Origin of the sequence: Rhodococcus jostii NBRC 16295 (genome assembly GCF_001894825.1) — a bacterium.
GTDB lineage: Bacteria > Actinomycetota > Actinomycetes > Mycobacteriales > Mycobacteriaceae > Rhodococcus_F > Rhodococcus_F jostii.
The window spans coordinates 1-26048 of record NZ_BCWY01000049.1; the positions used below are offsets into that span (position 1 = coordinate 1).

Annotated in this window: 22 protein-coding genes and 1 pseudogene; 13 read left to right on the plus strand and 10 right to left on the minus strand. The window is 68.4% G+C overall.

Going from position 1 to position 26048, the window contains the following annotated elements:
* Nucleotides 1-444, minus strand: a pseudogene (locus tag RJ1_RS27510) (hypothetical protein); the annotation flags it as partial.
* Nucleotides 445-548: 104 nt separating this feature from the next.
* Between RJ1_RS27510 and RJ1_RS27515 the strand changes: the two are divergent.
* Entirely contained in the window at nucleotides 549-1328 is a 780-nt protein-coding gene (locus RJ1_RS27515; RefSeq protein WP_073365698.1) for an FAD:protein FMN transferase, read from the plus strand.
* Between the two features lies 1 nt (nucleotide 1329).
* Here RJ1_RS27515 and pgi read toward each other — a convergent pair whose 3' ends face one another.
* The gene (gene pgi, locus RJ1_RS27520; RefSeq protein ID WP_073365699.1) at nucleotides 1330-2982 is read right to left on the minus strand and encodes a glucose-6-phosphate isomerase; all 1653 of its coding nucleotides are present in this window, start codon (nucleotides 2980-2982) and stop codon (nucleotides 1330-1332) included.
* Between the two features lie 69 nt (nucleotides 2983-3051).
* On the opposite strand from pgi, the gene RJ1_RS27525 reads away from it, so the two are divergent.
* On the plus strand, nucleotides 3052-4506 hold the full coding sequence (locus RJ1_RS27525; protein ID WP_174695025.1) for an NAD-dependent succinate-semialdehyde dehydrogenase: 1455 nt from the start codon (nucleotides 3052-3054) through the stop codon (nucleotides 4504-4506).
* Nucleotides 4507-4544: 38 nt separating this feature from the next.
* On the opposite strand, the gene RJ1_RS27530 is transcribed toward RJ1_RS27525, so the two are convergent.
* Entirely contained in the window at nucleotides 4545-4841 is a 297-nt protein-coding gene (locus tag RJ1_RS27530) for a chorismate mutase (protein WP_005238528.1), read from the minus strand.
* Nucleotides 4842-5114: 273 nt separating this feature from the next.
* On the minus strand, nucleotides 5115-6299 hold the full coding sequence (locus RJ1_RS27535) for an RNA-guided endonuclease InsQ/TnpB family protein (protein ID WP_073365701.1): 1185 nt from the start codon (nucleotides 6297-6299) through the stop codon (nucleotides 5115-5117).
* Nucleotides 6300-6394: 95 nt separating this feature from the next.
* Between RJ1_RS27535 and pcrA the strand changes: the two genes are divergently transcribed.
* The gene (pcrA, locus tag RJ1_RS27540) at nucleotides 6395-8881 is read left to right on the plus strand and encodes a DNA helicase PcrA (protein WP_073365702.1); all 2487 of its coding nucleotides are present in this window, start codon (nucleotides 6395-6397) and stop codon (nucleotides 8879-8881) included.
* A gap of 78 nt (nucleotides 8882-8959) precedes the next feature.
* On the opposite strand, the gene RJ1_RS27545 is transcribed toward pcrA, so the two are convergent.
* Nucleotides 8960-10012, minus strand: coding sequence for a M23 family metallopeptidase (locus tag RJ1_RS27545; protein WP_073365703.1), 1053 nt, complete (start codon nucleotides 10010-10012; stop codon nucleotides 8960-8962).
* Nucleotides 10013-10244: 232 nt separating this feature from the next.
* On the opposite strand from RJ1_RS27545, the gene RJ1_RS27550 reads away from it, so the two are divergent.
* The 3 genes from RJ1_RS27550 to sucD all read left to right on the plus strand — a co-directional run bounded on the left by RJ1_RS27550 (nucleotide 10245) and on the right by sucD (nucleotide 14502).
* The gene (locus RJ1_RS27550) at nucleotides 10245-12197 is read left to right on the plus strand and encodes a hypothetical protein (RefSeq protein ID WP_083400665.1); all 1953 of its coding nucleotides are present in this window, start codon (nucleotides 10245-10247) and stop codon (nucleotides 12195-12197) included.
* 217 nt (nucleotides 12198-12414) lie between these two features.
* Complete coding sequence (gene sucC, locus RJ1_RS27555) at nucleotides 12415-13584, plus strand: ADP-forming succinate--CoA ligase subunit beta (protein WP_073365704.1); 1170 nt, start codon at nucleotides 12415-12417, stop codon at nucleotides 13582-13584.
* 15 nt (nucleotides 13585-13599) lie between these two features.
* Complete coding sequence (gene sucD, locus RJ1_RS27560) at nucleotides 13600-14502, plus strand: succinate--CoA ligase subunit alpha (protein ID WP_073365705.1); 903 nt, start codon at nucleotides 13600-13602, stop codon at nucleotides 14500-14502.
* 60 nt (nucleotides 14503-14562) lie between these two features.
* Here the strand turns inward: sucD and RJ1_RS27565 are convergent, their stop codons facing one another.
* Nucleotides 14563-15189 (minus strand): IMPACT family protein, encoded by a 627-nt coding sequence (locus tag RJ1_RS27565; protein WP_073365706.1) that lies wholly within the window; start codon nucleotides 15187-15189, stop codon nucleotides 14563-14565.
* 143 nt (nucleotides 15190-15332) lie between these two features.
* Between RJ1_RS27565 and RJ1_RS27570 the strand changes: the two genes are divergently transcribed.
* From RJ1_RS27570 to purH, 4 genes are all read left to right on the plus strand, one after another.
* Nucleotides 15333-16403 (plus strand): DUF5336 domain-containing protein, encoded by a 1071-nt coding sequence (locus RJ1_RS27570; RefSeq protein ID WP_073365707.1) that lies wholly within the window; start codon nucleotides 15333-15335, stop codon nucleotides 16401-16403.
* 111 nt (nucleotides 16404-16514) lie between these two features.
* Nucleotides 16515-18095 (plus strand): cell division protein PerM, encoded by a 1581-nt coding sequence (locus RJ1_RS27575; protein ID WP_083400764.1) that lies wholly within the window; start codon nucleotides 16515-16517, stop codon nucleotides 18093-18095.
* 69 nt (nucleotides 18096-18164) lie between these two features.
* Nucleotides 18165-18845 carry a phosphoribosylglycinamide formyltransferase gene (gene purN, locus RJ1_RS27580; RefSeq protein WP_073365708.1) on the plus strand — a complete coding sequence of 227 codons (681 nt, stop codon included), beginning with the start codon at nucleotides 18165-18167 and terminating at the stop codon, nucleotides 18843-18845.
* Complete coding sequence (purH, locus tag RJ1_RS27585; RefSeq protein ID WP_073365709.1) at nucleotides 18838-20394, plus strand: bifunctional phosphoribosylaminoimidazolecarboxamide formyltransferase/IMP cyclohydrolase; 1557 nt, start codon at nucleotides 18838-18840, stop codon at nucleotides 20392-20394. Before purN ends, purH begins: the two co-directional genes overlap by 8 nt.
* A gap of 53 nt (nucleotides 20395-20447) precedes the next feature.
* On the opposite strand, the gene RJ1_RS27590 is transcribed toward purH, so the two are convergent.
* Nucleotides 20448-20681, minus strand: a complete 234-nt coding sequence (locus RJ1_RS27590; RefSeq protein WP_073365710.1) for a hypothetical protein — start codon at nucleotides 20679-20681, stop codon at nucleotides 20448-20450.
* A gap of 404 nt (nucleotides 20682-21085) precedes the next feature.
* Between RJ1_RS27590 and RJ1_RS27595 the strand changes: the two genes are divergently transcribed.
* Together RJ1_RS27595 and RJ1_RS27600 are read left to right on the plus strand one after the other, a co-directional pair.
* Complete coding sequence (locus tag RJ1_RS27595; RefSeq protein ID WP_073365711.1) at nucleotides 21086-21970, plus strand: type IV toxin-antitoxin system AbiEi family antitoxin; 885 nt, start codon at nucleotides 21086-21088, stop codon at nucleotides 21968-21970.
* A gap of 205 nt (nucleotides 21971-22175) precedes the next feature.
* Nucleotides 22176-23267 (plus strand): N-acetylmuramoyl-L-alanine amidase, encoded by a 1092-nt coding sequence (locus RJ1_RS27600; RefSeq protein ID WP_073365712.1) that lies wholly within the window; start codon nucleotides 22176-22178, stop codon nucleotides 23265-23267.
* Here the strand turns inward: RJ1_RS27600 and RJ1_RS27605 are convergent, their stop codons facing one another.
* Nucleotides 23268-24233, minus strand: a complete 966-nt coding sequence (locus tag RJ1_RS27605) for an alpha/beta hydrolase family protein (RefSeq protein ID WP_073365713.1) — start codon at nucleotides 24231-24233, stop codon at nucleotides 23268-23270. It abuts the gene before it with no gap.
* A gap of 17 nt (nucleotides 24234-24250) precedes the next feature.
* The gene (locus tag RJ1_RS27610; RefSeq protein WP_073365714.1) at nucleotides 24251-24823 is read right to left on the minus strand and encodes a DUF4126 domain-containing protein; all 573 of its coding nucleotides are present in this window, start codon (nucleotides 24821-24823) and stop codon (nucleotides 24251-24253) included.
* A 164-nt stretch (nucleotides 24824-24987) separates the two neighbouring features.
* On the opposite strand from RJ1_RS27610, the gene RJ1_RS27615 reads away from it, so the two are divergent.
* Nucleotides 24988-25299, plus strand: a complete 312-nt coding sequence (locus RJ1_RS27615) for a hypothetical protein (RefSeq protein WP_073365715.1) — start codon at nucleotides 24988-24990, stop codon at nucleotides 25297-25299.
* 8 nt (nucleotides 25300-25307) lie between these two features.
* On the opposite strand, the gene RJ1_RS27620 is transcribed toward RJ1_RS27615, so the two are convergent.
* Entirely contained in the window at nucleotides 25308-25952 is a 645-nt protein-coding gene (locus RJ1_RS27620) for a winged helix-turn-helix transcriptional regulator (protein ID WP_073365716.1), read from the minus strand.
* Nucleotides 25953-26048 lie beyond the last annotated feature (96 nt).

Consider the following 26048-nt stretch of genomic DNA (forward strand, 5'->3'; position numbering starts at 1 on the left):
CGGCGGCCGGCCCTGCAGCGCGGCCGCAATGGCCGCCGCCAGACCCCGCGCGTCCGCGATCACATGCGAGCACACCAGTGACAGCACCGTGCCGCCCTCGGCCGGTCGTGCGCAGGCCAGGCGCCAGCCGGGACCACGCTCGGGGTCCACCGGCAACGAACCCTGCTCGTCCGCCCACGCGAGAACCGACCCCGCAGCGATGTCGGAGTATTCGACGGGAAAGGCGTCGGAACTCGGCTCGAACCGGGGCCGCGCGCCGGGGATTCGCGGACGCACCACCCGCCGGCCCAGCGGCCCCCGGGCGAGCTCCGCGGTCAGCGCATCGAGGGTCGTGGCGTCCACCCACCCGTCGGTACGCCACAGTCCCTGCATCACGATCGGCGTTCCCCACCCCCGATGGGTGCGTAGAAACATCTCGTCGACGACGCTCAATCGGGCGCTCACCAGCGAAGTGTACGACCGATCGAGACAGTTGCGGGACGTAGGCCTCTGGACAACCGGCGCATAATGGAAGTGCAGCGCTGTACTGACCGCACACGGAGTCCGCCATGGTTAGCGTCGAGAAATGGAAGGTGTGGGGTTCCGTCGTGGAGGTCGACGTGACCGAAGGCGCCGCCCTTCCCGAGGCCGCCGCGTTGATCGCGGCCGTCATCGACGAGGCCGAATCGGTCTGCGATATCCACCGCGGCGACGCCGAGATCCATGCGGTCAACCTCTCGCAGGGCGCCCCGGTGAAGGTCAGCCGGCGAATGTCCGCACTGCTGCGTTCGGCGCTGTGGGCGGCGCGGATGACCGACGGCGTGGTGAATCCGCTCGCCACCGAATCCGCCGACGAGGACCTGATCCCCACCGTGCATCCGGCGCCCAGCTTCCTCGACATCCAGATCGACGACGACGTCGTGTTCGCGCCGTGGGGTGCGTCGTTCGACATCACCGACACCGCGAAGGCCGACACGGTGGATCGGGCGGCGGAACTGGTCGCCCGCCAACTCGAGTGCGGCGCCGCCGTGCGCATCGGCGACGTCGTCGCGACGGCCGGCCACTGCCCGGCAGGAGGCTGGCAGATCCCGGTGCCCGGCGACGGCGACGTGGAGTTGGTGAACGGGACGGCGATGGCGACGGCATTCGGGCCCCCGCTCACCGAACCGCCCACCGCCACCGAATGGGAGACGGTGACCGTCATCGCCGACGACGCACTCTGGGCGCACGCGGCCAGCGTCGCCGCCCTCGCCCGTGGCATCGGTGCGATCCGGTGGATCGAGCAGCACGAACTGCGGGCGCGGCTGGTCGATCGTTCGGGCCGGGTCTACACCACCGAGAGCTGGTGAATCAGGCCCGTCCGCGCTGACGGCGGTACCAGCGCACCAGGCTGTCCGTCGACGAATCGCTCTGCGCGGCGGGCTCATCCGCGGCGGTCAGCACGGGCTGCAGCTCGACGGCCTGCGTCTTGCCGAGCTCGACACCCCACTGGTCGAACGAGTCGATGCCCCACACCACACCCTCGACGAACACCTGGTGCTCGTAGAGGGCGATCAGCTGTCCGATCACCGACGGCGTGAGCTTGGGCGCGAGGATCGTGGTGGACGGCCGGTTGCCGGGCATCACCTTGTGCGGCACCAGATGTTCGGGTGTTCCCTCGGCCGCGATCTCGTCGGCCGTCTTCCCGAACGCCAGGACCTTCGTCTGGGCGAAGAAGTTGCTCATCAGCAGGTCGTGCATGCTGCCCGTGCCGTCGGCGGTGGGCAGGTCGTCGGTGGGCTCGCCGAAACCGATGAAGTCGGAGGGGACGAGCCGGGTGCCCTGGTGCAGGAGTTGGTAGAAGGCGTGCTGACCGTTGGTTCCCGGTTCGCCCCAGAAGATCTCACCGGTGGACGCGGGAACGGGGGAACCGTCGGCGCGCACCGACTTTCCGTTCGACTCCATCGTCAACTGCTGCAGGTACGCCGGGAACCGCACGAGGTCATTGGAATACGGAAGCACGGCACGGGATTCGGCGCCGAAGAAATTCGAGTACCAGAGCCCGATCAGCCCGAGCAGGACCGGCGCGTTCTCCTCGAGCGGCGCAGTCCGGAAGTGCTCGTCCACGGCATGGAAGCCGGCGAGGAACTCCGCGAATCGCTCCTTGCCGATCGCCGCCATCACGGACAGTCCGATGGCGGAATCGACCGAGTACCGGCCGCCCACCCAATCCCAGAACCCGAACATGTTGGCAGTGTCGATGCCGAACTCCGCCACCCGATCCGCGTGCGTCGACACGGCGACGAAATGCTTTGCGACGGCGTCGTTTCCGAGGCCGAGGCCGGCGAGCAGCCACCGTCGCGCGGCGGTGGCGTTGGTGAGCGTCTCGAGCGTCGAGAAGGTCTTGGATGCCACGATGAACAGGGTGGTGGCCGGGTCGAGGCCCTGCAGGCTGCGCACCAGGTCGGACGGGTCGACGTTGGAGATGAACCGAACACTGATGCCGGCGTCCGCGTAGTGGCGCAGCGCGCGATACACCATGACCGGGCCCAGGTCGGATCCGCCGATGCCGATGTTGACGACGGTCTTGATTCTCTCGCCCGTGGCACCGCGCCATTCGCCGGAGCGCACCCGATCCGTGAAGTCGCCCATGCGATCGAGGACGTCGTGAACGTCGGCCACGACGTCCTGCCCGTCGACGACGAGCGACGCGTCGGCGGGCAGCCTCAGTGCGGTGTGGAGGACGGCACGGTCCTCGGAGGTGTTGATGTGCTCGCCCGCGAACATCGCGTCACGGCGTGCCTCCACCTCTGCGGTGCGCGCCAGTTCGAGGAGCAACCCGATGGTGTCGCGGTCGATGCGGTGCTTGCTGTAATCGATGTACAGGTCGCCGGCCGAGACGGTGAGTTCCTGGCCGCGTGCCGGGTCCTTCTCGAAGAGCTCTCGAAGATGGACGGACTGAATTTGAGCGTGATGATCACGCAATTTCTGCCAGGCAGCGGTTCCGGTGATGTCTGAGCTCACGAGATTTGAGCTTAATGCCCGCGCGTCGAAACTTCCGTGTGAACTTCGGTGCGGCGCATGATGGACGTCATGGATGCTGTCGAACTCATGCGAACCGTCCCCACCACCCTCTTCCTCGGCGGCGAGAAATGCGACGCCGAGAACGGCGCCACGTTCACCGTTTTCGACCCGGCCACCGGCGACGCCCTCACCGAGGTCGCGGACGCCAGTCCCGCCGACGCGATGAAGGCGCTCGACTCCGCGGCCGCGGTGCAGCGGGAGTGGGCGGCGACCCCCGCGCGGGAGCGAGGGGAACTGCTGCGAGCGGTGTTCGAGAAGATCACCGCCCGGGCCGACGACTTCGCCCTGCTGATGACGCTGGAGATGGGCAAGGCGCTGCCGGAGAGCGCGGCGGAGGTCAAGTACGGCGCCGAGTTCTTCCGGTGGTTCAGTGAGGAAGCCGTGCGCATCGCCGGCCGCTACACACCGGCGCCCGCGGGGAACGGGCGCATCCTCGTGACCAAGCAGCCCGTCGGGCCCTGTCTGGCGATCACCCCGTGGAACTTCCCGCTCGCGATGGGTACCCGCAAGATCGGCCCCGCCCTGGCCGCGGGCTGCACGATGATCGTCAAACCCGCCTCCGAGACTCCGCTGACGATGCTGCTGCTCGCCGACGTGATGGCGGACGCGGGACTGCCGAAGGGCGTGCTGTCGGTGCTGCCGACATCGAAGTCGGGGGAAGTGACCGGTCCGCTGCTCGACGACCCGCGACTGCGGAAGCTGACGTTCACGGGCTCGACCGGTGTCGGACGGATGCTCGTCGAGAAGTCGGCGAAGGGGCTGCTGCGTACCTCCATGGAGCTCGGGGGGAACGCGCCGTTCGTGGTCTTCGACGACGCGGACGTCGACAAGGCCGTGGCCGGCGCCGTCCTTGCCAAGATGCGCAACGGAGGTGAGGCCTGCACCGCGGCCAATCGTTTCCACGTCGCGAACAGCGTGCGGGAGGAATTCACCGCCAAGCTCGTCGACAAGCTGTCGTCGTACACACTCGGTCCGGGCACGGACCCCGACACGACGCTCGGCCCGCTGATCAACGCGGATCAACTCGAGAAGGTCGGGGAACTCGTGCAGGACGCCGTCGGCGCGGGCGCGCGGGTGCGGCTCGGCGGCGTCGCGCCGGAAGGTCCGGGCTACTTCTACCCGGCGACGGTGCTGGACGAGATTCCCGCCCAGGCCCGGATCCTGAAAGAGGAAGTGTTCGGACCGGTGGTCGCGATCGCCGGGTTCGACACCGAGGACGAGGGGATCGCCGCGGCCAACGACACGGAGTTCGGCCTGGCGTCCTACATCTTCACCCGCGATCTCGACCGCGCACTCCGCGTCGCCGACGCCCTCGAATCGGGCATGGTCGGCGTCAACCGTGGAGTCATCTCGGACACCGCTGCCCCCTTCGGCGGCGTCAAAGCATCAGGCTTCGGGCGCGAAGGGGGCAGTGAAGGCATCGAGGAGTACCTGGACACCAAGTATGTGGCACTCGAGCCGTAACGACCGCCGCCGGTGTAGGGGCAGGCCGCTTCGGGAACTCAGTGACCGAGGCGGCCGCGCCCGAGGCGCAGCAACAGCATGGCGAGCGTGTGGCCTTCCTGGCCGAGCTCGTTGAACCGCTCGAGCACCTTCATCTCACGGCTGTGGACGAGACGGGGACCGCCGGACGCCATCCGGGTGCGCCCGATGAGCTGCGAGACCTCCGCGCGGCGCTTGATTGCGGCGAGAATCTCGGCGTCGAGCTTGTCGATCTCCTGGCGGAGAACCTCGATCTCGGCCTCGCTGGTGGGAACAGCGGTTTCCTTGGCGGCTGATGCGACGGTCTGAGTGCTCATTGGTTCGTCTCCCTCTTGTCAGAACTTGGATCGTTGTTTTGGCTCGAGTCGTTACCGATCCAGGCTCGTTTGACGAAAAAAGCCCCGGATCCGGTGCGGACCTCGGGGCTCGTGAGCTGTTCAGTTCACGGGCACCGGAGGCCGGTACCCGTAAAAAAATCGCCACAGGGGGCGCGACGACGGTCTGAACATGTGTACCAGTTTGCCATGGCGGTACCTCGCAGGCCAAGCCGCTGTGACGCTGTCGGTACACGCCGGTAAGTTTGATAGTTGTTAACGATTCCCCGAAGCAGTGGGATTTCCAGCTCTGACAGCACCTGCAACCGACCCAGAGGAGGGCTGCACATGTCTGACGTCATCAACACTGGTGTGGCCTCGTTCTGCCACAGTCAGGATCACCCTGGCAGCGTTCCGGTCCCGGTTGTCGGAGTGTCCGCAAGCGTGGCACCGGAAAGTGCGTTCGGCGAGTTCCAACTGCTGCTTGGCTCTCGCAAAGCAATTGGAGCACGTCATCGTCGTGTTCGCGGGCCGAACCATCACCACCTTCCGGCCCGCTCGACGGCCGCGCTCGACCAGTTCTCGTTTAGCCGTTCCGACCGCAGCATCCGCGGCCTTACGGGCCATCGTCGACTTGGAGAGAACGCTGGGCTTGAAGTCCTCGACCGCAATCAGTTGGTGACGGTCGACCACACGTCGCGCCCAGACCCTGGCCTCGTGCAGGTTCTGGCGGGCGGCCTTCTTCCTAATTGCAGCTGCTTGGCGTTTTGCAAGCAGGTATCCCTTGGATTGGGCTTTGCCTTTCGGTCGACGACGCCGGGCCATCTTTCGTTGCGCCTTCGCCAGCTCCGCAGCGCAGCGTCGTCGGTGCCCGCGGTACGGCAGGTCGAACTCCGGGTCCGTGGTGGTCGCGGTGGTAGCAACACCCCAGTCCACCCCGATAGCACCGCCAGCATCGGGAACGCGTTCGATCTCCCGCCGCACTACGAACGACGCGTACCAGTGTCCGAGGTTGTCCCGGTAGATGCGAACACTTGTCGGCAGCGAGGGCAACTCACGCGACCACACCACCGGAATCGTCACGCCTTTGGCCAGAGCCAGTCTCCCGTCCACGAGGCGGAAGCCGCGGGTGGTGTACTCGACGGATGGGCGCGTTGTTTTCCGCGCCTTGTAGCCAGGTCGGCCGCGGCCCTTGACGGTGAAGGAATGGTTGAGCGACTGCCCGTACGTCCGCAACATCTGCTGCTGGGCGACCTGCGACCCGGCGCGGAGCCAGGTGTTGCGTGCTCGGGCTTCGGTAAGGAGTCTCGACAGCTTGCTGAACGACGGCTTGCCGCCCAACTTCTGCTGGTGAACGGCCTCATTCCACAGGAACCGGCAGCGATTCCACTCCGCAATCAACGCGCGCTGCGCCGTTGCGCCAGGGCGCAACCGGTAGGTGTAACGCACGACCTCCCCCATGCCCGAACTCTAGCGAGAGGCACCGACATATATCCGCAACCATGCCGCCCCAAACATCCCACGGAAAGCTTCGGGAGTACCCCGGGTGATGGCAGATGAACACTATCTCCGGCACCGCTTCTCCCCTGAGCAACGAGACGACTCCGCGCGCCGCCGCACCTGCGCGCACGGGGTCGGACGCGCTCCTCCAGGGCCTCAACCCACCGCAACGGGAAGCGGTCGTGCACGCCGGTTCTCCGCTTCTGATCGTCGCGGGTGCGGGCTCGGGCAAGACGGCGGTGCTGACCCGTCGCATCGCGTATCTGCTGGCCGAGCGGGGGGTGATGCCCGGTCAGATCCTGGCCATCACGTTCACCAACAAGGCCGCCGCCGAGATGCGCGAGCGCGTCGCCCACCTCGTCGGCCCCCGGGCCAACAGCATGTGGGTGTCCACCTTCCACTCGAGCTGTGTGCGGATCCTCCGGGCCCAGGCGGCGCTGCTTCCCGGCCTCAACTCGAACTTCTCCATCTACGACGCGGACGATTCGCGGCGACTGTTGACGATGATCGCCAAGGACCTGAACATCGACACCAAGCGCTATTCGGCGCGGCTCCTCGCCACGCACATCTCGAATCTCAAGAACGAGCTGATCGATCCGGAGCAGGCGAGTGCCGACGCCGACAAGGATCCGGCGGAACTGCCCCGGCTCATCGCGAAGGTGTACGGCCACTACCAGCAGCGGTTGCGTTCGGCGAACGCACTGGACTTCGACGACCTGATCGGTGAGACGGTCGCGATGCTGCAGGCGTTCCCCCAGGTCGCGGAGTACTACCGCCGCCGGTTCCGCCACGTGCTGGTCGACGAGTACCAGGACACGAACCACGCCCAGTACATGCTGGTGCGTGAGCTGGTCGGCGGAACGGCGGACGGCGAGGACGCAGACCATCGGGTCGCCCCCGCCGAGCTGTGCGTGGTGGGCGACGCGGATCAGTCGATCTACGCGTTCCGCGGCGCGACCATCCGCAACATCGAGGAATTCGAGCGCGACTACCCCGACGCCCGCACCATCCTGCTCGAGCAGAACTACCGCTCCACCCAGAACATCCTGTCGGCGGCCAACTCGGTGATCTCCAAGAACACCGGTCGCCGGGACAAGCGGCTGTGGACCGACTCCGGCGTGGGTGAGCTCATCACCGGCTACGTCGCGGACAACGAGCACGACGAGGCCTCGTTCGTGGCTTCGGAGATCGACAAGCTCGTCGACTCCGGCGACGCCAAGTTCGGCGAGGTGGCGGTGTTCTACCGCACCAACAACTCGTCCCGCGCACTGGAGGAGATCTTCATCCGGCTCGGCGTGCCGTACAAGGTCGTCGGCGGGGTGCGGTTCTACGAGCGCAAGGAGGTGCGCGACGTCGTCGCGTATCTCCGCGTCCTCGCGAACGAGGACGACACCGTCAGCCTGCGCCGGATCCTCAACACTCCGCGCCGCGGCATCGGAGACCGCGCCGAGGCCTGTGTGGCCGTGCACTCCGAGCAGCGGGGCATCAGCTTCGCCGAGGCGCTGCGGGACGGCGGGGAGGGCCGGGTCCCGCTGCTGAACACACGTTCCCAGAAGGCCATCGCGGCGTTCCTCGAGCTCATGGACGGACTGCGGGTCCTCCTACCGCCGGAGACGACCGCCGTCGACGTCGTGCCCGATCAGCTCGGCGACATCGGTGACGTCGTCGAGGCGGTCCTCGAGCGGACGGGCTACCGCGCCGAGCTCGCGGCGAGCAGTGACCCCCAGGACGGGGCGCGGCTCGACAACCTCAACGAACTCGTCAGCGTGGCGCGTGAGTTCAGCTCCGACGCCCGGAACGCGGCCGGACTCGTCGATCCGCCCGAGGACGGCGACGTCGACGCCCGGGACGGCGAGCCCGACCCCGGTTCCCTCGCCGCCTTCCTCGAACGGGTCTCTCTGGTCGCGGACTCCGATCAGCTGCCGGACAACGACGAGGGCGTCGTCACCCTGATGACCCTGCACACCGCGAAGGGGCTCGAGTTTCCCGTCGTCTTCGTCACCGGGTGGGAAGACGGCCAGTTCCCGCACATGCGGGCGCTCGGCGACCCCGCCGAACTGTCGGAGGAGCGGCGTCTCGCGTACGTGGGCATCACCCGTGCCCGGCAGCGTCTGTATCTGACGCGGGCGGTCATGCGCTCGGCGTGGGGGCAGCCCATCCAGAACCCCGAGTCGCGGTTCCTGCAGGAGATCCCGTCGGATCTCGTGCACTGGCGCCGTGAGGACCCCGGAACGGGCATCGGCTCGGGCCACGCGATCGGCGGCGGCCGGGCGCGTGGATCGGGGTACGGCGGTCAGGGCTTCGGCGGCGGTTCCGGTTACGGCGGCGGCTCGGCAGGCACGCCGAGCTTCGGTGCCGCCCGCTCCCGCAACAACAATCTGGTCCTCGCGGTCGGCGACCGGGTCAGCCACGACAAGTACGGCCTCGGCACGGTTCTCGAGACCAAGGGCGCCGGACCGACGGCGACGGTCACGATCGACTTCGGCAGCGCCGGCAAGGTCCGGCTGATGCTGATCGGTGGCGTCCCGATGGTCAAGCTGTAGAGACACGAAAACGACTGCGGCGCATGCAATGCATGCGCCGCAGTCGTCGTGGTTCGGGTGATGCCGGGGAGGTTCCGGTCAGTCCATCTCGGGGCCGAGGCTGATGCCGCGGGAGGCCAGCCAGGGCAGGGGATCGATCTTGTTCTCGCCGGCGAGGTGAACCTCGAAATGCAGGTGCGGGCCGGTGGAGAAACCGCGGTTGCCGACGGTCGCGATCTGGTCGCCCGCCATGACCTTCTGGCCGACGGTGACCGTGGAGGTGTTGATGTGGCCGTAGACGGTGATGGTGCCGTCGGCGTGCTTGAGGCGAACCCACATACCGAACCCGGAAGCCGGACCCGAGTCGATGACCTCGCCGTCCGCGACGGCCACGATCGGGGTGCCGATCGGGGCGGCGATGTCGACGCCCGCGTGCAGGGTGCCCCAGCGGGTTCCGAAGTTGGAGGTGAACGTTCCCACGGCGGGGAGGACGAACAGCGGGCGGCGGGCAGCGGCTTCGCGGGCGGCGCGCTCTTCGCTGAAACGCTGTCCCTTGGCGAGGAGGTTGCTGAACTGCGACAGGTCCGTGGGGTTCGCGATGTTGAGGACCTGCGGTGCGTTCGAGTCGGACGCGGCGGTGTCGGCGACCGTGGAGAACTGCGCGGCCTGCGGTTCGGCGGTGGTTCCGATGGCGCTCGACTCGTCGCTGGCGAGGGCGACCTCGGAGTGGTCGGACGAGCCGGAGGATCCGTTGGTGACTGCGGCCTGGCCGGCGGCGACTACGGCGCCCGCGGCGACTGCGAGGACGGCGGCGCGGCCTTTGAGAGCTGAGGGGGGAGTCGGGAGTCGGTGGGCTCCGCGGCGGGAGTGGGAGGGTGCGCCCTCGGGGGACTCGGAACCGCTGCGGGGGGTGAAGCCGGGGATCTCGGACTCGGTGTCGACGGTGGCGAAGCCGTTGGGGGCGTCGGCGCTGTCGGCGGCCGAACGGGAATTGCGAACGAACATGCTGGAAATCTCAGAACTATCGGTCTCGGAGTGACGCTCGACCGATCTCGAGGGGTACGTGGGCGTGACTTCGTCCTTGTGACCCCGCAATTCGTCACCGTGGTGACTCACAAAACGGCTGGCCGTGAACTGGCTGCGGTGGTGCATACGCCCGTCCGTCCTCCTGCTCGTGACCTACCTGTGACTTAGACCTTGGCGACGGTAACGAAACGGTTGCGATGCGCGCAACCTGTAACGCGAAGGAACGGCTACATGTGATGCGCATCACAAACTGAGCTGGGGAAACGTCGAACCCACGTTTCGTCTCGGTTCAATCTCGCACCCCGCGAGGGCGTGTCACATCACGGGGGAAGTGGTCGCAAAGAGCTAGCGTCGGCCTGTGGCGTCATCTACTCGATCCCCGGACGGGCGCAGGGCCGAGCCCGAACGCATTCCCTCGTCCGGCGGCACCGGACCGACGGTCCGCGACGAGCCCGATCCCGCCCGGGCGCGCCGCGGGTGTGTGGTCGCGGTCGTCCTGGGCCTCGTCGGGGGCCTGGGAGTGGCGTCGGCGCCCGTCCTGCAGGCCGTCCGGTCCGTGGACGGAACGGCCACGCCGGCCGGGATCGGCTCGTCCGCGCTGTGGGCGGCCGTGTTCGCGGTCGCCGCGCCCCTCGTCGCCCTCCTCGCGGTTCTCGCCCGGCGCACCGCGGTGGCGGGTGCGCTGCTGGCCGGTGCCGGCGCGGTGTCCGTCGGCGCCGTCGTCCTCGACACGCAGCTGTGGACCGATGCCATCGACGCCAATCGACTCGAGCTGTTCCGGCCGACGACTGCAGCCGAACTCGCCGCCGGGTCCGGTGCGTACGCGGCCCTCGCCGGGCACGTCCTCATCGCCTTCGCCGGCCTGCTCGGCATGGTCGCTGTCCACCGCATGTCCCTGATGGACGGTTACGGCGACGCGCGCAGCTCCGAACAGGTGGGGCGGGCAACCGGCGCCCGTGTCGGTTTCCTGCCGTCCGCCGTCGCGGTGATCGCCGCGGTCGTGCTCGTGGGCGCCCTGTTCGCTCCCGCGTTCGTGTCCGAGGATCCGGTGATCCTCGTCCAGACGGTGGTCGAGTCGGACCTCGCCGCATCTGCCGGTGCCGGCCTGATCGCGGCGGCAGTTCTGATCGTCGTCGCCTCCGCGCTGGCGTCCATCTCGCCGCCGGTCGCGTCGGGCGCACTCGTCGGGGCAGGACTGTCCGCGCTCGGCGTGGTCGGCACCCGCCTGGTCGCCGGGCTCGCGGCCGGTGAGCGGATCCAACCCGGACCCGGCGCGGTGTGGGGGACCGTCGGCGCCGGCGTCCTCGTGCTCGTCGGAGCCTGCATCCCGATGATCGACCGGACTCGCGACGGCAGGATCCTGAAGACGCTCGCCGCCGCGTCGCCGTCCGTTCCGACGCAGGGCGCACCGGGGAAGGCGGGCGTCGTCACGCTGTCCGCGAAGGGCGTCGCCAAGGCGGCTCTGCGGGCCGAAGCCGCCGCGGCGCGCGCCCGCATCGCGCGCTGGCACGTCGCCGCCGGGATCGCCGGAATCGTCACTGCCGCGCTCGCCGTCGCCGGCGCGCTGCTTCCCGTCCTCGACACCCCTGCAGGCATCACCCGCCCGGACGTCTACGCGACCCGCGTCGTGCTCGTCGCCGCGCTCGTCCTCGTCGTCGGCTGCGTCTGGCTGCTGCTGTCGGAATTCGCCTCCGCCGTCCGACCCGCGGTCGGGGTGCTGTGGGTGACGATCCCGTTCTCCGTCGCCTCGGTGTCGCAGTCCGTGGTACTCGCCACCGACGTGCCGGGGATCGGCGCCGGAGCCGGAGCCGCCCTGCTGTGGTGCGCGGCCGTCACGGCCGGGATCACCGGCGTGCTGACGTGGTTCGCCGGTTCGGCGGAACGCGAGGAGATCGACACATCGGAGGAACCGTCCACGTCGATCGCGGTCCTCGCCGTCGGCGGCCTCGGCGCAGTCGCCGCAGTCGTCGGACTGGGGCTGCCCCTCTTCCACGGGACCGATGCACGCGGCGACGACTACGCCCCCGCATCGTTCGCCGAATTCCCGTGGAACCTCGACGTGTGGGGTCGCGTGCTCCTCGGCGTCGCCGTCGTTCTCGCAGTGATCGTCGCCTCACGTGCCCGGCCCGCCAGGGCGGTGGCTCTGCTGCTCGGTTCGGCCGTTGCCGTGGGGGTATACCTCCTGTCGTGGCCGCTCACCGACGCCCGGGTCACCGACCCCGAAACGGGGGCCGGTGTCGTCCCCGCAACGGTGGGCATAGTGTTGATTGCGGCTGCCGCGGCCCTCACGACACGCAGCAGAAAGCGGTGAGGTCTTCCTCGCCGATTTCAGTGAGGCCCGCCTCGAGTTTTCGGGTGAGGCTCGCCTCAAGTTTTCGGGTGAGGCTCGCCTCAATGTGCCAGATCGCGTGATGTGGACCACATAGCAGACACGCGGGCGCAGACCGGGCCCGGCAACTGGTTAAAGTCCAAAACAGACCCGCTCCTACCCCTCGAGCGGGTGTCAACGCAGACGAGACGGTGAGCAGATGGATCTCTTCGAATACCAGGCGAAGGAACTCTTCGCCAAGCACGAGGTGCCGACTTCGGCTGGACGTGTTACCGACACGGTCGCCGGCGCACGCGAGATTGCCGAAGAAATCGGCAAGCCCGTGATGGTCAAGGCACAGGTCAAGGTCGGCGGCCGCGGCAAGGCGGGTGGCGTCAAGTACTCCGCCGACGTCGATGCAGCGCAGGCCAACGCCGAGGCGATCCTGGGCCTCGACATCAAGGGTCATATCGTCAAGAAGCTGCTGGTCGCAGAGGCGAGTGACATCGCCGAGGAGTACTACATCTCCTTCCTGCTCGACCGCACCAACCGCACCTACCTGGCCATGTGCTCGGTCGAGGGTGGCGTCGAGATCGAGGTCACCGCCGAGGAGAACCCCGACGCACTCGCGAAGATCCCCGTGGACGCCGTCAAGGGCGTCGACCTCGCGTTCGCGCGCAGCATCGCCGAGGCAGGAAAGCTGCCCGCCGAGGTGCTCGACGCAGCGGCCGTGACGATCCAGAAGCTGTGGGACGTCTTCATCAAGGAAGACGCTCTCCTCGTCGAGGTCAACCCGCTCGTCCGCACGCCCGACGACCAGATCCTCGCTCTCGACGGCAAGGTCACGCTGGACGAGAACGCTGCGTTCCGTCAGCCCGGCCACGAGGCGTTCGAGGACAAGGACGCCACCGACCCGCTCGAGCTCAAGGCCAAGGAAAACGACCTCAACTACGTCAAGCTCGACGGTGAGGTCGGCATCATCGGTAACGGCGCCGGCCTGGTCATGTCGACCCTGGACGTCGTCGCCTATGCAGGTGAGAAGCACGGTGGCGTGAAGCCCGCCAACTTCCTCGACATCGGTGGCGGCGCCTCCGCAGAGGTGATGGCGAACGGACTCGACGTCATTCTCAACGACGCGCAGGTCAAGAGCGTGTTCGTGAACGTTTTCGGTGGCATCACCGCGTGTGACGCGGTCGCCAACGGCATCGTCGGCGCCCTGAAGACGCTGGGTGACGAGGCCAACAAGCCGCTGGTCGTCCGTCTGGACGGCAACAACGTCGAAGAGGGTCGTCGTATCCTCGCCGAGGCCGCCCACCCGCTGGTCACGGTCGTCGGAACCATGGACGAGGCTGCCGACAAGGCTGCCGAGCTGGCCTTCGCCGCAAAGTAAAGGGACTTAAATCACATGGCTATCTTCCTGACCAAGGACTCCAAGGTCATCGTCCAGGGCATCACCGGTGGCGAGGGCACGAAGCACACCGCGCTGATGCTCAAGGCCGGGACCCAGGTCGTCGGCGGTGTCAACGCCCGCAAGGCCGGCACCACCGTGACCCACGACGGCGGCGTCGAGCTGCCCGTCTTCGGCACCGTCGCCGAGGCCATCGAGAAGACCGGTGCGGACGTCTCCATCGCGTTCGTTCCCCCGGCCTTCGCGAAGGACGCCATCGTCGAGGCCATCGACGCGGAGATCCCGCTGCTCGTGGTCATCACCGAGGGCATCCCCGTGCAGGACTCGGCGTACGCCTGGGCGTACAACGTCTCCAAGGGCAACAAGACCCGCATCATCGGACCCAACTGCCCCGGCATCATCACCCCGGGCGAGTCGCTGGTCGGCATCACCCCGGCCAACATCGCCGGCTCCGGCCCGATCGGTCTCGTCTCCAAGTCGGGCACGCTGACCTACCAGATGATGTTCGAGCTGCGTGACTTCGGCTTCTCGACCGCCATCGGCATCGGCGGCGACCCGGTCATCGGCACCACCCACATCGACGCCATCGAGGCGTTCGAGAAGGATCCCGAGACCAAGGTCATCGTGATGATCGGCGAGATCGGTGGCGACGCCGAGGAGCGTGCCGCCGACTACATCAAGGCCAACGTCACGAAGCCGGTCGTCGGCTACGTCGCGGGCTTCACCGCCCCCGAGGGCAAGACCATGGGCCACGCAGGCGCCATCGTCTCCGGCTCCTCGGGCACCGCGCAGGCCAAGAAGGACGCCCTCGAGGCTGCCGGCGTGAAGGTCGGCAAGACGCCGTCCGAGACCGCTGCGCTCGCTCGCGAGATCCTGCAGAGCCTGTCCGTCCAGGCGTAAGCGCTCCGCGCCCGTGCGTGGTTGACGAGTCTCTGGACTCGTCAACCACGCACGAGCCGTTCAGGCATCGACCCACATTTCCCCGGCCGGATCGAGTGTCCCCGTCCCCGACGTGACGGCAGCGACCAGATCGGCCAGCTCCGCCGAGTCCCGCGCCGCGAGGGTGAGGACCGCGGATTCCGCGTACGCCGTGTCCACCACGACGACGCCCCGCCCACGCAGTTCCGCCTCGACACGTCCCGCGTCGGCATGACCGACCGCGAGCGTGTGCAGGTCGCGGCGTTCCCTGCGTACGAGCGGTGCCGCATCCACGGCGGTGGCCACCGCGCCCGAGTAGGCGCGCACCAGCCCGCCGGCCCCCAGCTTGATTCCGCCGAAGTACCGCGTCACCACCACCGCGACGTCGACGAGGTCGCGGGCCTTGAGTACCTGCAGCATCGGAATGCCCGCGGTGCCACCGGGTTCGCCGTCGTCGCTCGCGCGCTCGACCCGGTCGCTGGGCCGGTTGCCGGTGATGTACGCCGAACAGTGATGTCGCGCATCGGGATACGCGCGCCGCTGATCCTCGACGAACGCCTGCGCCGCCTCCGCGTCCTCGACGCGCCGCAGGGCGGCGATGAACCGGGAGTGCTTCACCTCCGTCAGGGCGGTGAGATCGGCGGTGCGGGGAGCGAGGGTATAGGGCACCGGACCATTGTCTCCTGCGCTGTTCTGTCTCCTGCGCTGTTCGGGGCGCCACGGGCCGCGACTGAGGGCAGTGACCGACGGGTATACGTAGGCTAGCGTCGGAAGAGCGCACGCAGACGACCACTTGTCGACTAGGAGAAGTCATGACGTTCACGCCCGGAGGGCCGAATTACGGTCCGCCCGCGCAACCGACTGCAGGGGGAGATTCGAAAGGCCTGGGCTTCTTCCTTCTGATCGGTGTCGCAGTTCTCGGTGTCCTCAACCTGCTGCTCGGCTTCGCGCCGTACGCCACCTTGGCCCGCGAGTCCGTGAACTCGTTCGAAGCCAACACGGACGGGCTCGGACTTCTGTTCCTCGGCGGTCTGCTCGCAGCAGCGTCCCTCCTCCCGAAGCAGTCCTATGCGGGCGCGGCAGCCGCGGCGTCCGTCGCGGGCTGGGTACTCGCGTTGTTCGTCTACCTCAACGTCGACGCGGATTCCGGTTGGGGCGCAATCTCGATCCTCGTTCTCGGATTCATCCAGTCGGCGGTGGCGGTCGCAGCCGTGCTGTTCGAACTCGGTGTCCTCAAGCAGCCGGCGCCCCGGCCCGCCGCGGCCCCGGGCTACGGTCAGCCGGGACAGGCTCCGCAGGGTTACGGCCAGAGCGCCGCCCCGCAGGGCTACGGGCAGGCTCCGCAGCAGTCGTACGGGCAGCAGCCGCAGGGCTACGGCCAGAGCGCCCCGCAGGGCTACGGACAGCAGCAGGGCCAGTCGCAGCCCGGCTACGGTCAGCAGAATCCGCCGTACGGGCAGCAGGGTTACGGCCAGCAGGGCCAGCCGTCGCAGAGTCAGCCGGGATACGGTCAGGGCTACGGTCAGCCGTCGCAGCCCCAGCAGGGTTACGGCGCAGGTGCCGGGTCCGCGTCGTACGACGCCCCGACCACCGCCTACCAGCAGCCGCAGTACCAGGGGTACTCGCAGCCGTCGAGCCCGTCGCAGGGCACCGGAACGCCCGGCTCGCAGTACCCGGCCGGAACGAGCTATGGCTCCGCTCAGCACGCGGCGCCGGCGTATGGCGCGCAGGCCGAGTCTTCGCCGGTGGAGCGCACGTTGGAATACGGCGAGCAGCCGGCCACCGAGGCGCAACCGGCCGAATCGGCGGAGAAGCCCGAATCGGAGGGGCTCAGCGCACCGACCCAGGCCTTCGACCCGCGTGCCGACAGGGACGACAAGTAGCGGCCTGTCCAGCAGGTGGCCTCTGACCGAGCGTGGTCGGAGGCCACTTCTGTGCGGCGCGCCTGACCGCTGTCGCGGCGTCGGAGTGCCACTCTCGAGGGGATGAGTTCTTTGGTTGATCGTGCGCAGCGCGTCGCACAGGGTGCACGACGGCAGGCCGTCAGTGGTGACGAGCGGCGGGCCGTCAGTGGTGACGAGCGGCGGGCCGGTGACGCTGGTGCCGGCCGCGGTGATGCGCGGCAAGCCCCGCGACAGCGACCCGTGCCCGACGCCGACGAGATGCGGGCGTTGCTCGCGGTCGCGTTCCGGCCCGCGGGCGTTACCGTCGTCCTGTTGTCCGCACTCATCGTCGTCACGCTTGTGGCGGCGAACAGCGACCTCACGGGGACATTCGGTGCCATCGCGGCGTCGTGGCTGGCGATCCACCAGGTGCCGTTGACGATCGACGGCACAACCCTCGGTGTCCTTCCGCTGATCCCGACGGCGGGCATGGCGTGGGCGGTGGCCCGCGGATGCGCTGCGGTGGTGGATCCGGCGTCATCGCGGCGGCACGCACTACGGGTGATCGGCGCCGCGGTCGCGGGGCCGCTGGTCGTGACGGCCATCGGCCTCGCTGTCGTCGCGGATGCGTCGGCGGTGATCCCGTTGTCGTCGCCGAACACGCTCGCCGCGTTCGGGTGGGTGCTGTTCGTGCATCTGCTCGCGGCGTCGATCGGCGTGGCGCTGGCGATGTGGCCGACGCTCGGTGCGGAGGTCCCGTCGTGGGTCCGGGGTGCCGTGCGGCCGGGGCTGCGCGCGATGATGGCGATTCTCGGGGCCGGTGCGCTGATGATCACCCTCTCGCTGCTGATGGAGTGGTCGACGGTCGGTTCGCTGCTCGAACGCGGCGACGGCGTCGTCGGAACGCTGGGGCTGACGATCCTGTCGGTGTTGTACCTGCCGAACGTCGTGGTGGGCGCCGCGGCCGCCGTCACAGGCGGGGCCGCGCAGATCGGGGACGTCTCGGTCAGTGTCTTCGGGAATGTCGGTGGTTCACTGCCGCCGTTGCCGCTGCTCGGCGCCGTCCCCGACGGGGTGTCGGGCGGCGCGTGGCCTGCCCTGCTGGCGATTCCGCTGCTGATCGGCGTGATGCTGGGGCGCGACTGCGGACGCCGGGTCGCCGGGCAGGAAGCCCTGTTCACCGTACTGACCGCCGCTGCGGGTGTGGGCGTCGTGATGGCGGTCCTCGGCCTCGTGTCCGGCGGCCGACTCGGCGCCTTCGGAACGGTCGAGCTGAACTGGTGGGCGTTCGGTCTGCTCACGTTCGCGTGGCTCGGACTCGCCGGCGCCGTGACGGCGGTCATCGTGGCCTGGCACCGCAGCCGGGGCGCCGAGGACGAGGACGAGGCGGAAGACGAGGAACCGCATCTGCCCGGCGCGGAGGAGGTCCCGGCGATCGCCGCCCCCGTCGTCGACGAGCCGGAGGTCCCGGCCGGTGCCGCGCCGAGTCGGGTGATCGAAGCCGAACTCGTCGACGACACCGAGGCGCCGGCAGCGCCCGTCGCACCCCAGGACACCGGCGTCGAGGCCGAGGTCGTGGTGGACGCGGAGGTCGAGGAAGACGCGCCGACGGAGGAGCCCGAAGACCCCGCGGACGTCGACGAGGCGCCCGAAGCCGACCTGCCCCGAAGGCCCGCAACCCCCAGCGACTAGGCTCTTGGTCGGTCGACGATGCGACCGCCCCCATTTTCGCCCGTCTTTCGATTCAACCCGGCCTTTCGATTGTTCAGGAGTAGAGCGCTGACTTCCTCGCGTGACCACCTGAGGCCCACGACCGGTTCGCCGGTGACGTCCGAGCTCGCTCGGATCGTCGTACTCGCGTCCGGTGCGGGAACTCTCCTGAGGTCGCTGATCGACGCAACCCACACCGACGGGTACCCCGCCGAGATCGTCGCCGTCGGCGTCGACCGCGACTGCGACGCCATCCGGCACGCCGAATCCGCCGGCATCACCCACTTCCGGATCGGGCTCCGCGACTACGCCGACCGCTCCGCCTGGGATGCCGCCCTGACCGAGGCCGTCGCGTCGCACCAGCCGTCACTGGTCGTGTCCGCGGGATTCATGAAGATCCTCGGTCCCGCCTTCCTGGACCGCTTCGGCGGTCGCATCATCAACACGCATCCCGCGTTGCTGCCCGCATTTCCCGGTGCGCACGCGGTCCCGGATGCACTGGCGTACGGCGTGAAGGTGTCGGGTTCTACCGTCCACCTGGTGGACGCGGGTGTGGACACCGGCCCGATCCTGGCGCAGGAACCCGTACCGGTGCTCGACGGCGACGACGAGTCGACCCTGCACGAGCGCATCAAGACTGTGGAGCGACGGTTGTTGGCGGACGTCATCGCCGCTGTCGCCACCCGTGGAGTTGTTTCCGATGGACGAAAGGCCGTGATCCCCAGTGAGTGAACGCAAGGCAGTACGCCGAGCGCTCGTCAGCGTCTACGACAAGACCGGTCTGGTCGAACTGGCTACGGGCCTGCACAAGGCAGGCGTCGAGCTCGTGTCGACAGGGTCGACCGCAGCGAAGATCGCCGACGCCGGCATCCCGGTCACCCCCGTCGAGGCGCTGACCGGCTTCCCCGAATGCCTCGAGGGCCGCGTCAAGACCCTGCATCCGCGGGTGCATGCGGGCGTCCTCGCGGACACCCGGAAGCCGGAGCACCTCGCGCAGCTCGAGGAACTCGGCATCGAGGCGTTCCAGCTGGTGGTCGTGAACCTGTACCCGTTCACGCAGACGGTCGCATCGGGTGCGACGCCCGACGAGTGCGTCGAGCAGATCGACATCGGCGGTCCGTCCATGGTGCGCGCGGCCGCGAAGAACCACCCGTCGGTGGCGGTCGTGGTGGATCCCGCTCGCTACGACGACGTGCTCACCGCGGTCGCCGGCGGCGGTTTCACGCTGCCCGAGCGCACCGCCCTCGCCGCCCAGGCGTTCCAGCACACCGCGTCGTACGACGTCGCGGTTGCGAGCTGGATGACGTCCGCGCTGGTCGAACCCGGTGACTCGCAGTTCCCCGAATGGGCCGGTGCCACGTGGGACCGCTCGGCTGTCCTGCGGTACGGCGAGAACCCGCACCAGGCTGCCGCCCTCTACGTGAACCCCGCCGCACCCGCGGGTCTGGCTCAGGCGCAGCAGCTGCACGGCAAGGAAATGTCGTACAACAACTACACCGACGGCGACGCGGCCTGGCGTGCGGCGTTCGACTTCAGCGAGCCGGCCGTCGCGATCATCAAGCACGCGAACCCGTGTGGCATCGCGGTCGGAGCGGACATCGCAGAGGCACACCGCAAGGCGCACGCCTGCGACCCCGTCAGCGCGTACGGCGGAGTGATCGCCGCGAACCGTGAGATCACCGTGGAGATGGCCGAGCAGGTCGCCGAGATCTTCACCGAGGTGATCATCGCCCCGTCCTACGCGGACGGTGCGCTGGGTGTGCTGCAGCGCAAGAAGAACATCCGCGTCCTCCTCGCCGAGGCACCCACCGCGACGGGAATCGAACTGCGTCCCGTGTCCGGTGGAGCGCTCCTGCAGGAGCGGGACGTGCTCGACGCCGAGGGCGACGACCCGGCCAACTGGACGCTGGCCGTCGGCGACGCCGCCGACGAACAGACCCTGAAGGATCTCGAGTTCGCGTGGCGTGCGTGCCGTTCCGTGAAATCCAACGCGATCCTGCTCGCCTCCGACGGTGCGTCGGTGGGTGTCGGCATGGGCCAGGTCAACCGCGTCGACTCCGCGCACCTCGCGGTGCAGCGGGCCGGTGACCGGGTGGTCGGGTCGGTGGGCGCGTCGGACGCGTTCTTCCCGTTCCCCGACGGACTGCAGGTGCTCGCGAACGCCGGCGTCAAGGCAGTAGTGCAGCCGGGGGGTTCCGTCCGCGACAACGAGGTGATCGATGCGGCCAAGGAAGCCGGAATCACCATGTACCTGACGGGCGCGCGGCACTTCGCGCACTAGCGTTCGGCACTCTCGAACGGGCCTTGGCATCTGCCGGGGCCCGTTCTGCGTCGTCAGGCGGCTGCGGCCCCGTGCGCGCGGCCGGTGCCCTCGAGTTCGCGCGGCGAACCGGTGATGACCACGCGGGCGGCACCGCGGCTGCGGACCTCGCTGATCAGTTCACCCAGGCCGGCCTCGTGGGCGGCATCGCAGTGCGAGAGGTCGAGGGTGACGGCGTACCCGGTGAGGTCGTCCGGCAGGTCGATATACGGGGGAGACGTGGACAGTTGGTTGATGCGAAGTTTCATGGGGTGCTCCTGAAAGTGAAAGGTAAAAGAAAAGGCACCCGAGGGGTTTGCCCTGGGTGCCCGAGAATGACTTGGTTTGAGTCTCAACATTCTCGGGGTGCGCCGAACTTGGTGATGTGCTTGTCGGCGGAGCAGCGACGCCATGCGGGTACGGACGCGAAGAGCGCGTGAAGCTGCATCATGGCCGTACCTTCCTGCGTGTCGTTGCTGGTTGGTAGATGACCGTACAGCACCGGTTGAGGGTTTGCACTTCCATTATCCGGTGGCTACGCAGAAATGCAGCGTGTGTACTCGATATTCACCTGCAGTTCTGCGCATTGACGCCTCTGTGGGCAGAAGCGTGCGTTGTCCACAGACGCGGGATTCGTGGTCGCGGTCGGGTGCCGGACTGCCAGGGTTCGAGGATGGGGGAATTCGGGCAGCCGTTCCGGGGGTCGGAAGCGCTGCGAGACGGGCGGCTCACCCGCCACGGGTTGCGCACCTTCCGACGTCTGCATCGAGATGTGTACGTCCTCGGGCGCGTCGAGGTGACCGCGGTCTCACGCGCCCGCGCGGCCTGGCTCTGGGCGAACGGGCAGGCGGTGCTCGCCGGCTTCTCGGCGGCCGCCGTGCACGGAACCCGGTGGATCGGCGGGGACGAGTCGGCGACGCTCATCAGGCGAGGCAGCAGACGCTCCGTCGACGGCATCGAGGTGCGCTCCGATGCGCTGCTGCCTGACGAGGTGTGCAGCGTGGACGGGATGCGTGTCACCACCCCCGCGCGAACCGCCTTCGACCTGGGCAGATGGCTGCCCGTCGATCGAGCCGTCGAGGTGCTCGACGCCCTCTGCCACGTCACCGGACTGCGCCCGGCGGAGATTTCAGCGGTCGCCGGCCGGCATCGGGGTGAACGTGGGCTCGCGCATCTCCGCGACGTCGTGTCGCTCGTGGATCCCGGCGCCGAGTCCCCTCCGGAGACGCGCACTCGGCTCGTCTTGGTCCGCGGAGGGTTACCCGCACCGACAACACAGATACCGATCGCGGACCGGTCCGGTCGGATCTTCGCCCGCGCGCATCTGGGCTGGGAGCAGTGGAAGGTGCTCGTCGAGTACGACGGGGAACATCATTGGTCGGACGTGCGTCAGCGGTCGGACGAGCGTCAGCGCACCGGGGACATCGAGCGGATGGAACGGCTCGCCGAACTCGGGTGGGTGGTGGTGCGGGTGAACGCGGAACAGTTGCGTCGGCGACCGCAGGTCGTCGTGACGCGGGTGCGGGACCGCCTACGGGAGGCGGGCGCTCCGGTCTGAGTGCGCAGAAGTGCACGTGTCCACTCGACCTTCGCCTGCAGAACTGCGCACTCGATCCCACCACTTTGGTTACAGGTTGCTTTCGATCCGGCCTCGAGCGGCACGCATCCGCGGTGCAGCTGATTCACTCGGGGCTGATGTGACTCGAGTGGCACCTGTGGAAGGAGAGTGGCGCCCGGACTGCGACGGTGCGCCCATTCCCGTTATGAACCGAATTGCGATCAAGGCCGGCCTCGGCGCCTGCGTCCTGGGTGCGTCCGTGCTCATCCCCGCTCAGGTTTCGGCGGAGCCCGCCGCGACGGCGACCGGGACGGAGCTGTCCGGGATGACGGTGTTCCTCGACCCCGGACATCAGGGTTCCAGCGACGGCCACGACCTCGCACAGCAGGTGAACGACGGCCGGGGCAACACCAAGGACTGCCAGACGAGCGGCATGACGTCGCTGGGCGGGGTGCCGGAGCACACCATCAACTGGAACGTCTCCCAGTTGGTGAAGAGCAGCCTCGAGAGTCTGGGCGCGAAGGTCGTCCAGAGCCGTCAGGACGACACCGGCTGGGGTGGGTGCGTCGACGAGAGAGCCCGTGCGGCAAGTGAATCGAACGCAGATCTGGCGGTGAGCATCCACGCGGACTCGACGGCGCAGGGTGAGGACGCGAGCAAGCACGGATTCCACATGATCATCCCGTCGCTGCCGATCCCGGACGAGAAGGCGGACGCGGCGCAGTCGGGCGGCGGGCTCGAGGCGTCGAAGATGATGCGCGACGCCTACAAGTCCGACGGCTTCGTTCCCGCCAACTATGCCGGGGTGAACGACGGCCTGCAGACCCGCGCCGACGTGGCCGGACCGGCGCTGACGCAGGTCCCGCTGGTGTTCGTCGAGATGGGGAATGGTTCCAACAAGGAAGACTCCGCCCAGCTGGAAAGCCAGGACGGCCAGTTGAAGCACGCGATCACCATCACGACGGGCATCGTCACCTACCTGCTGACCGGCTCGGGGTCGACGCCGTCGGAGGAGTTGGCGGCGGCTCCCGCCGACACCGCGACCCCCGAGGTGAGCGAGGACAGCGCGTCGTCGACCACCACCACGACGCCGAAGGCGACCACCCCGAAGGCGACGCCGAAGTCGACGGCACCGGACTCGGCTCAGTACTCGGAGCTGATGAAGATGCTCGCGCCGCTGCTCGAGGTCGAGGGACTCGACGGACTGCAAGACCTCGTCAACGACAAGAACCTCGGGCTGGTGTCCGAGCTGGCGAGCACGCTGCTGGCCATGCTCACCGGGACCGGCGGCAACTGATCACAGCGAGGCGACCCACCGGCTGAACGGTTCGGTGAATTCTGCCGAAAAGGGCAGCGGTTCCACGTAATCCGGACCCGTGGAGGGGCGGTCGCCGACGTCCTTGAGGACGTGATTGGCGTTCGTCATCCGTACGGGGGTCAACGCGGTGTGCGCGAGGGCGTCGTTCAGGCCGTCGACGTCCGTGAGCTGCACCTGAATGTCTTTGGCGGAGCAGCTGGTGAGGACGGGGAAACCTGCGGGCAGCCGGCCGGCGAGCGCGCGGGGGTCGAGAGCGTCCTCCTCGGCGAGGGCCTTGGCGTTGGCGTGGACGAGCCCGGCGTTCTGCAGGGGCTCGGGAAGGTCGTCGGGGATCGTGCCCGACGCGCGGAGCGATTCGACGGTGTCGGCGAGTGCGAGCCGGAGTTCGTCGGCCAGTTCCACCGGCAGTTGCCCGGCGCCGACGACGGCGTCGAGTTGGCCGTGGATCTGCGTGGTGAGCAGATCGAGGAGCCGGACGCTCAGCGGTTCGAGCAGTCCCACCGCGTGCACGCGGGACTCGTCCGCCGCGGTCGCGAGGGCGAGCGCGACGAGTCCGCCGTCGCTGTGGCCGATCACGAGCAGCTTCGACGGGTCGACCCCGGGTTGCGCGGCCAGGAAGTCCAGGCCGGCGGAGGCGGCATCGACGAAGGTGGTGAAGCCGAGGCCGCCGACCTCTTCGACCTCGTACGGGCCGAGGGCGGTTTCGCCGCTGCCGATCTTGTCGTAGCGCAGGCTTGCGATGCCGTGCTGCTCGAGTACGTCCGCGAGGAACCGGAGCGTGCCGATGTCACCGGGGAGCAGTGCGCTGTCGCCGTTGCGATCGGTGGGACCGCTGCCGGCGAGCAGCAGCGCGGCGGGGGCAGAACTGGTCGCGTGGTCGGGAGTGCGGAGGCTGCCGTAGTAGGTGACGGCACCGCTGTCGAACGTGATCTCGGTGTCAGGCATGGGGACTGTCTACCAGTTCACGATGCGCGAGGTCGCCGCACCCGCTGCACGCCTCGCCACGCGAACCACAGCAGGAACGCGAGCAGGGGGAGGACGAGCAGCGGAAGCAGCAGGGCGATCAGTGACGTGAGGAACGAGACGGCGTCCTCGACCACCGACACCACGGGATTGGCCAGTCCGCCGGTGGAGGCCGTGCTCACCGCGCGGGTTCCGGTCTGCGCGGTGCTGAACGCGAGGGCGGTGGGTGCGCCGATCACGATTCCGGCGATCGCGGCGGTCGACGGATCCACGTCCGCGAACGCCGCCCAGGTCGCGATGGCACCGGCGACGGGACCGGTGACGTTGCCGATCAGGGACAGCGCGTTGTCGACGAACGGAATGAGATCGGCGGTCAGTTCCACGACCGTCGCGATCGACAGCGCCACGAGTGCTCCGGTCGAACCGAGCCACCGCATCGACTCGTTCAGGGTCACGCCGAGCAGTTCGAAGTGCACGGCGGCGCTGAGCATGAGCAGCGGCAGGAACGTGCGCAGTCCCGAAGCGGCGGCGAGGCCGAGGCCGAGCAGGCCGGGTAGAACCCAGGTCTCCATGCACGGAGTGTAGGGGCTCGGCGGTCGCGGGTGACGGGCATCGAGGCCGAGATCTCAGAGAAGCATCACAGAACTCACACAATCGCGGATTAGCGTCAGGATCAGTAGTTGTCCCAACGGATTACGTCCGAGAAGACGCTCCGACTCCAGGAAGGTGCCGCACCATGAACGTCGTACAGTTGACCACCGGTGATGTCGTCGCCGCCATGTTCTCCCTCGACTTCGTCGACGGCGGATTCCGCCGGGAGGCCGTCGAGCGGATTCATCGGGGAGCGATCGACGAGTGGGTGTCTGCGCTCACCGGGTCGGGCCTGTTCTCCAACCGGGCGGTCGCGGACGTGGTCCGGGCGTGGCGCGCCGACCCGCGACTGCTGCTCGATTCCCTTCTGGTGGAGGCTGATCGGGCGACCCTCGAGCGTTACCACGCCGCCTGGCGTGAGTTGGACGCGCAGCTTTCGTGCGGTGTCGCCGCGTAGGCGGAACGTCAGGGGATGCTGAAGATGTCGGCGAACGTGGCGAGTAGTGCCGGATCGCCGGTGACGGTCACGTTGCCGAGGGCGATGGCGTCCTCCGGCGTGATCTCGCGCGCCATCACTGCCTTCACCGCCGGCCCGGTCTCGATCACGAGATCGGGCCGCTCGGCCGCGCCCTCGACGACCTCGAGTTCGCCGCGCTCGATGTGGGCGGACAGCACGATCGGCCCGAGGCGCAATTCGTAGGCGAGGGTGAGGTCCCGCGCGGCGTCGGGGTGGAACGTCGACCGCAGGGCCATCACCATCGAGTCGACGGTCACGACGTCGTCCGGGTCGGGTTCGCCGAGAGTGCGCGCACCCCACCGCCCCAGCGACTTCACGGCGTCCTCCAGGGCGTTGCCGTAGTCGGTGAGTTCGTAGACGACGGCGTTCGACGGCCGGGGCAGGGCGCGCCGCGCGATCACGTCGGCTTCCTCGAGTTCCTTCAGGCGGGCCGAGAGAATGTTGGACGGGATGCCCGGCAATCCCTGCTTGAGATCCGTATATCGCCGCGGTCCGACCAGGAGATCCCGGACGATGAGCATTGCCCAGCGTTGTCCCACGATGTCCAGGGCGTGCGCGAGTCCGCAGAACTGCCCGTATGCCTGCCTTGCCATGTTTCAACTATAGACCGAAGTTGCCTATTGACATCAATAGGTTTCTTTTTGCAACATTGGTACGTGATCTGATCTCGAGGTCGCACGGCTCCTCAC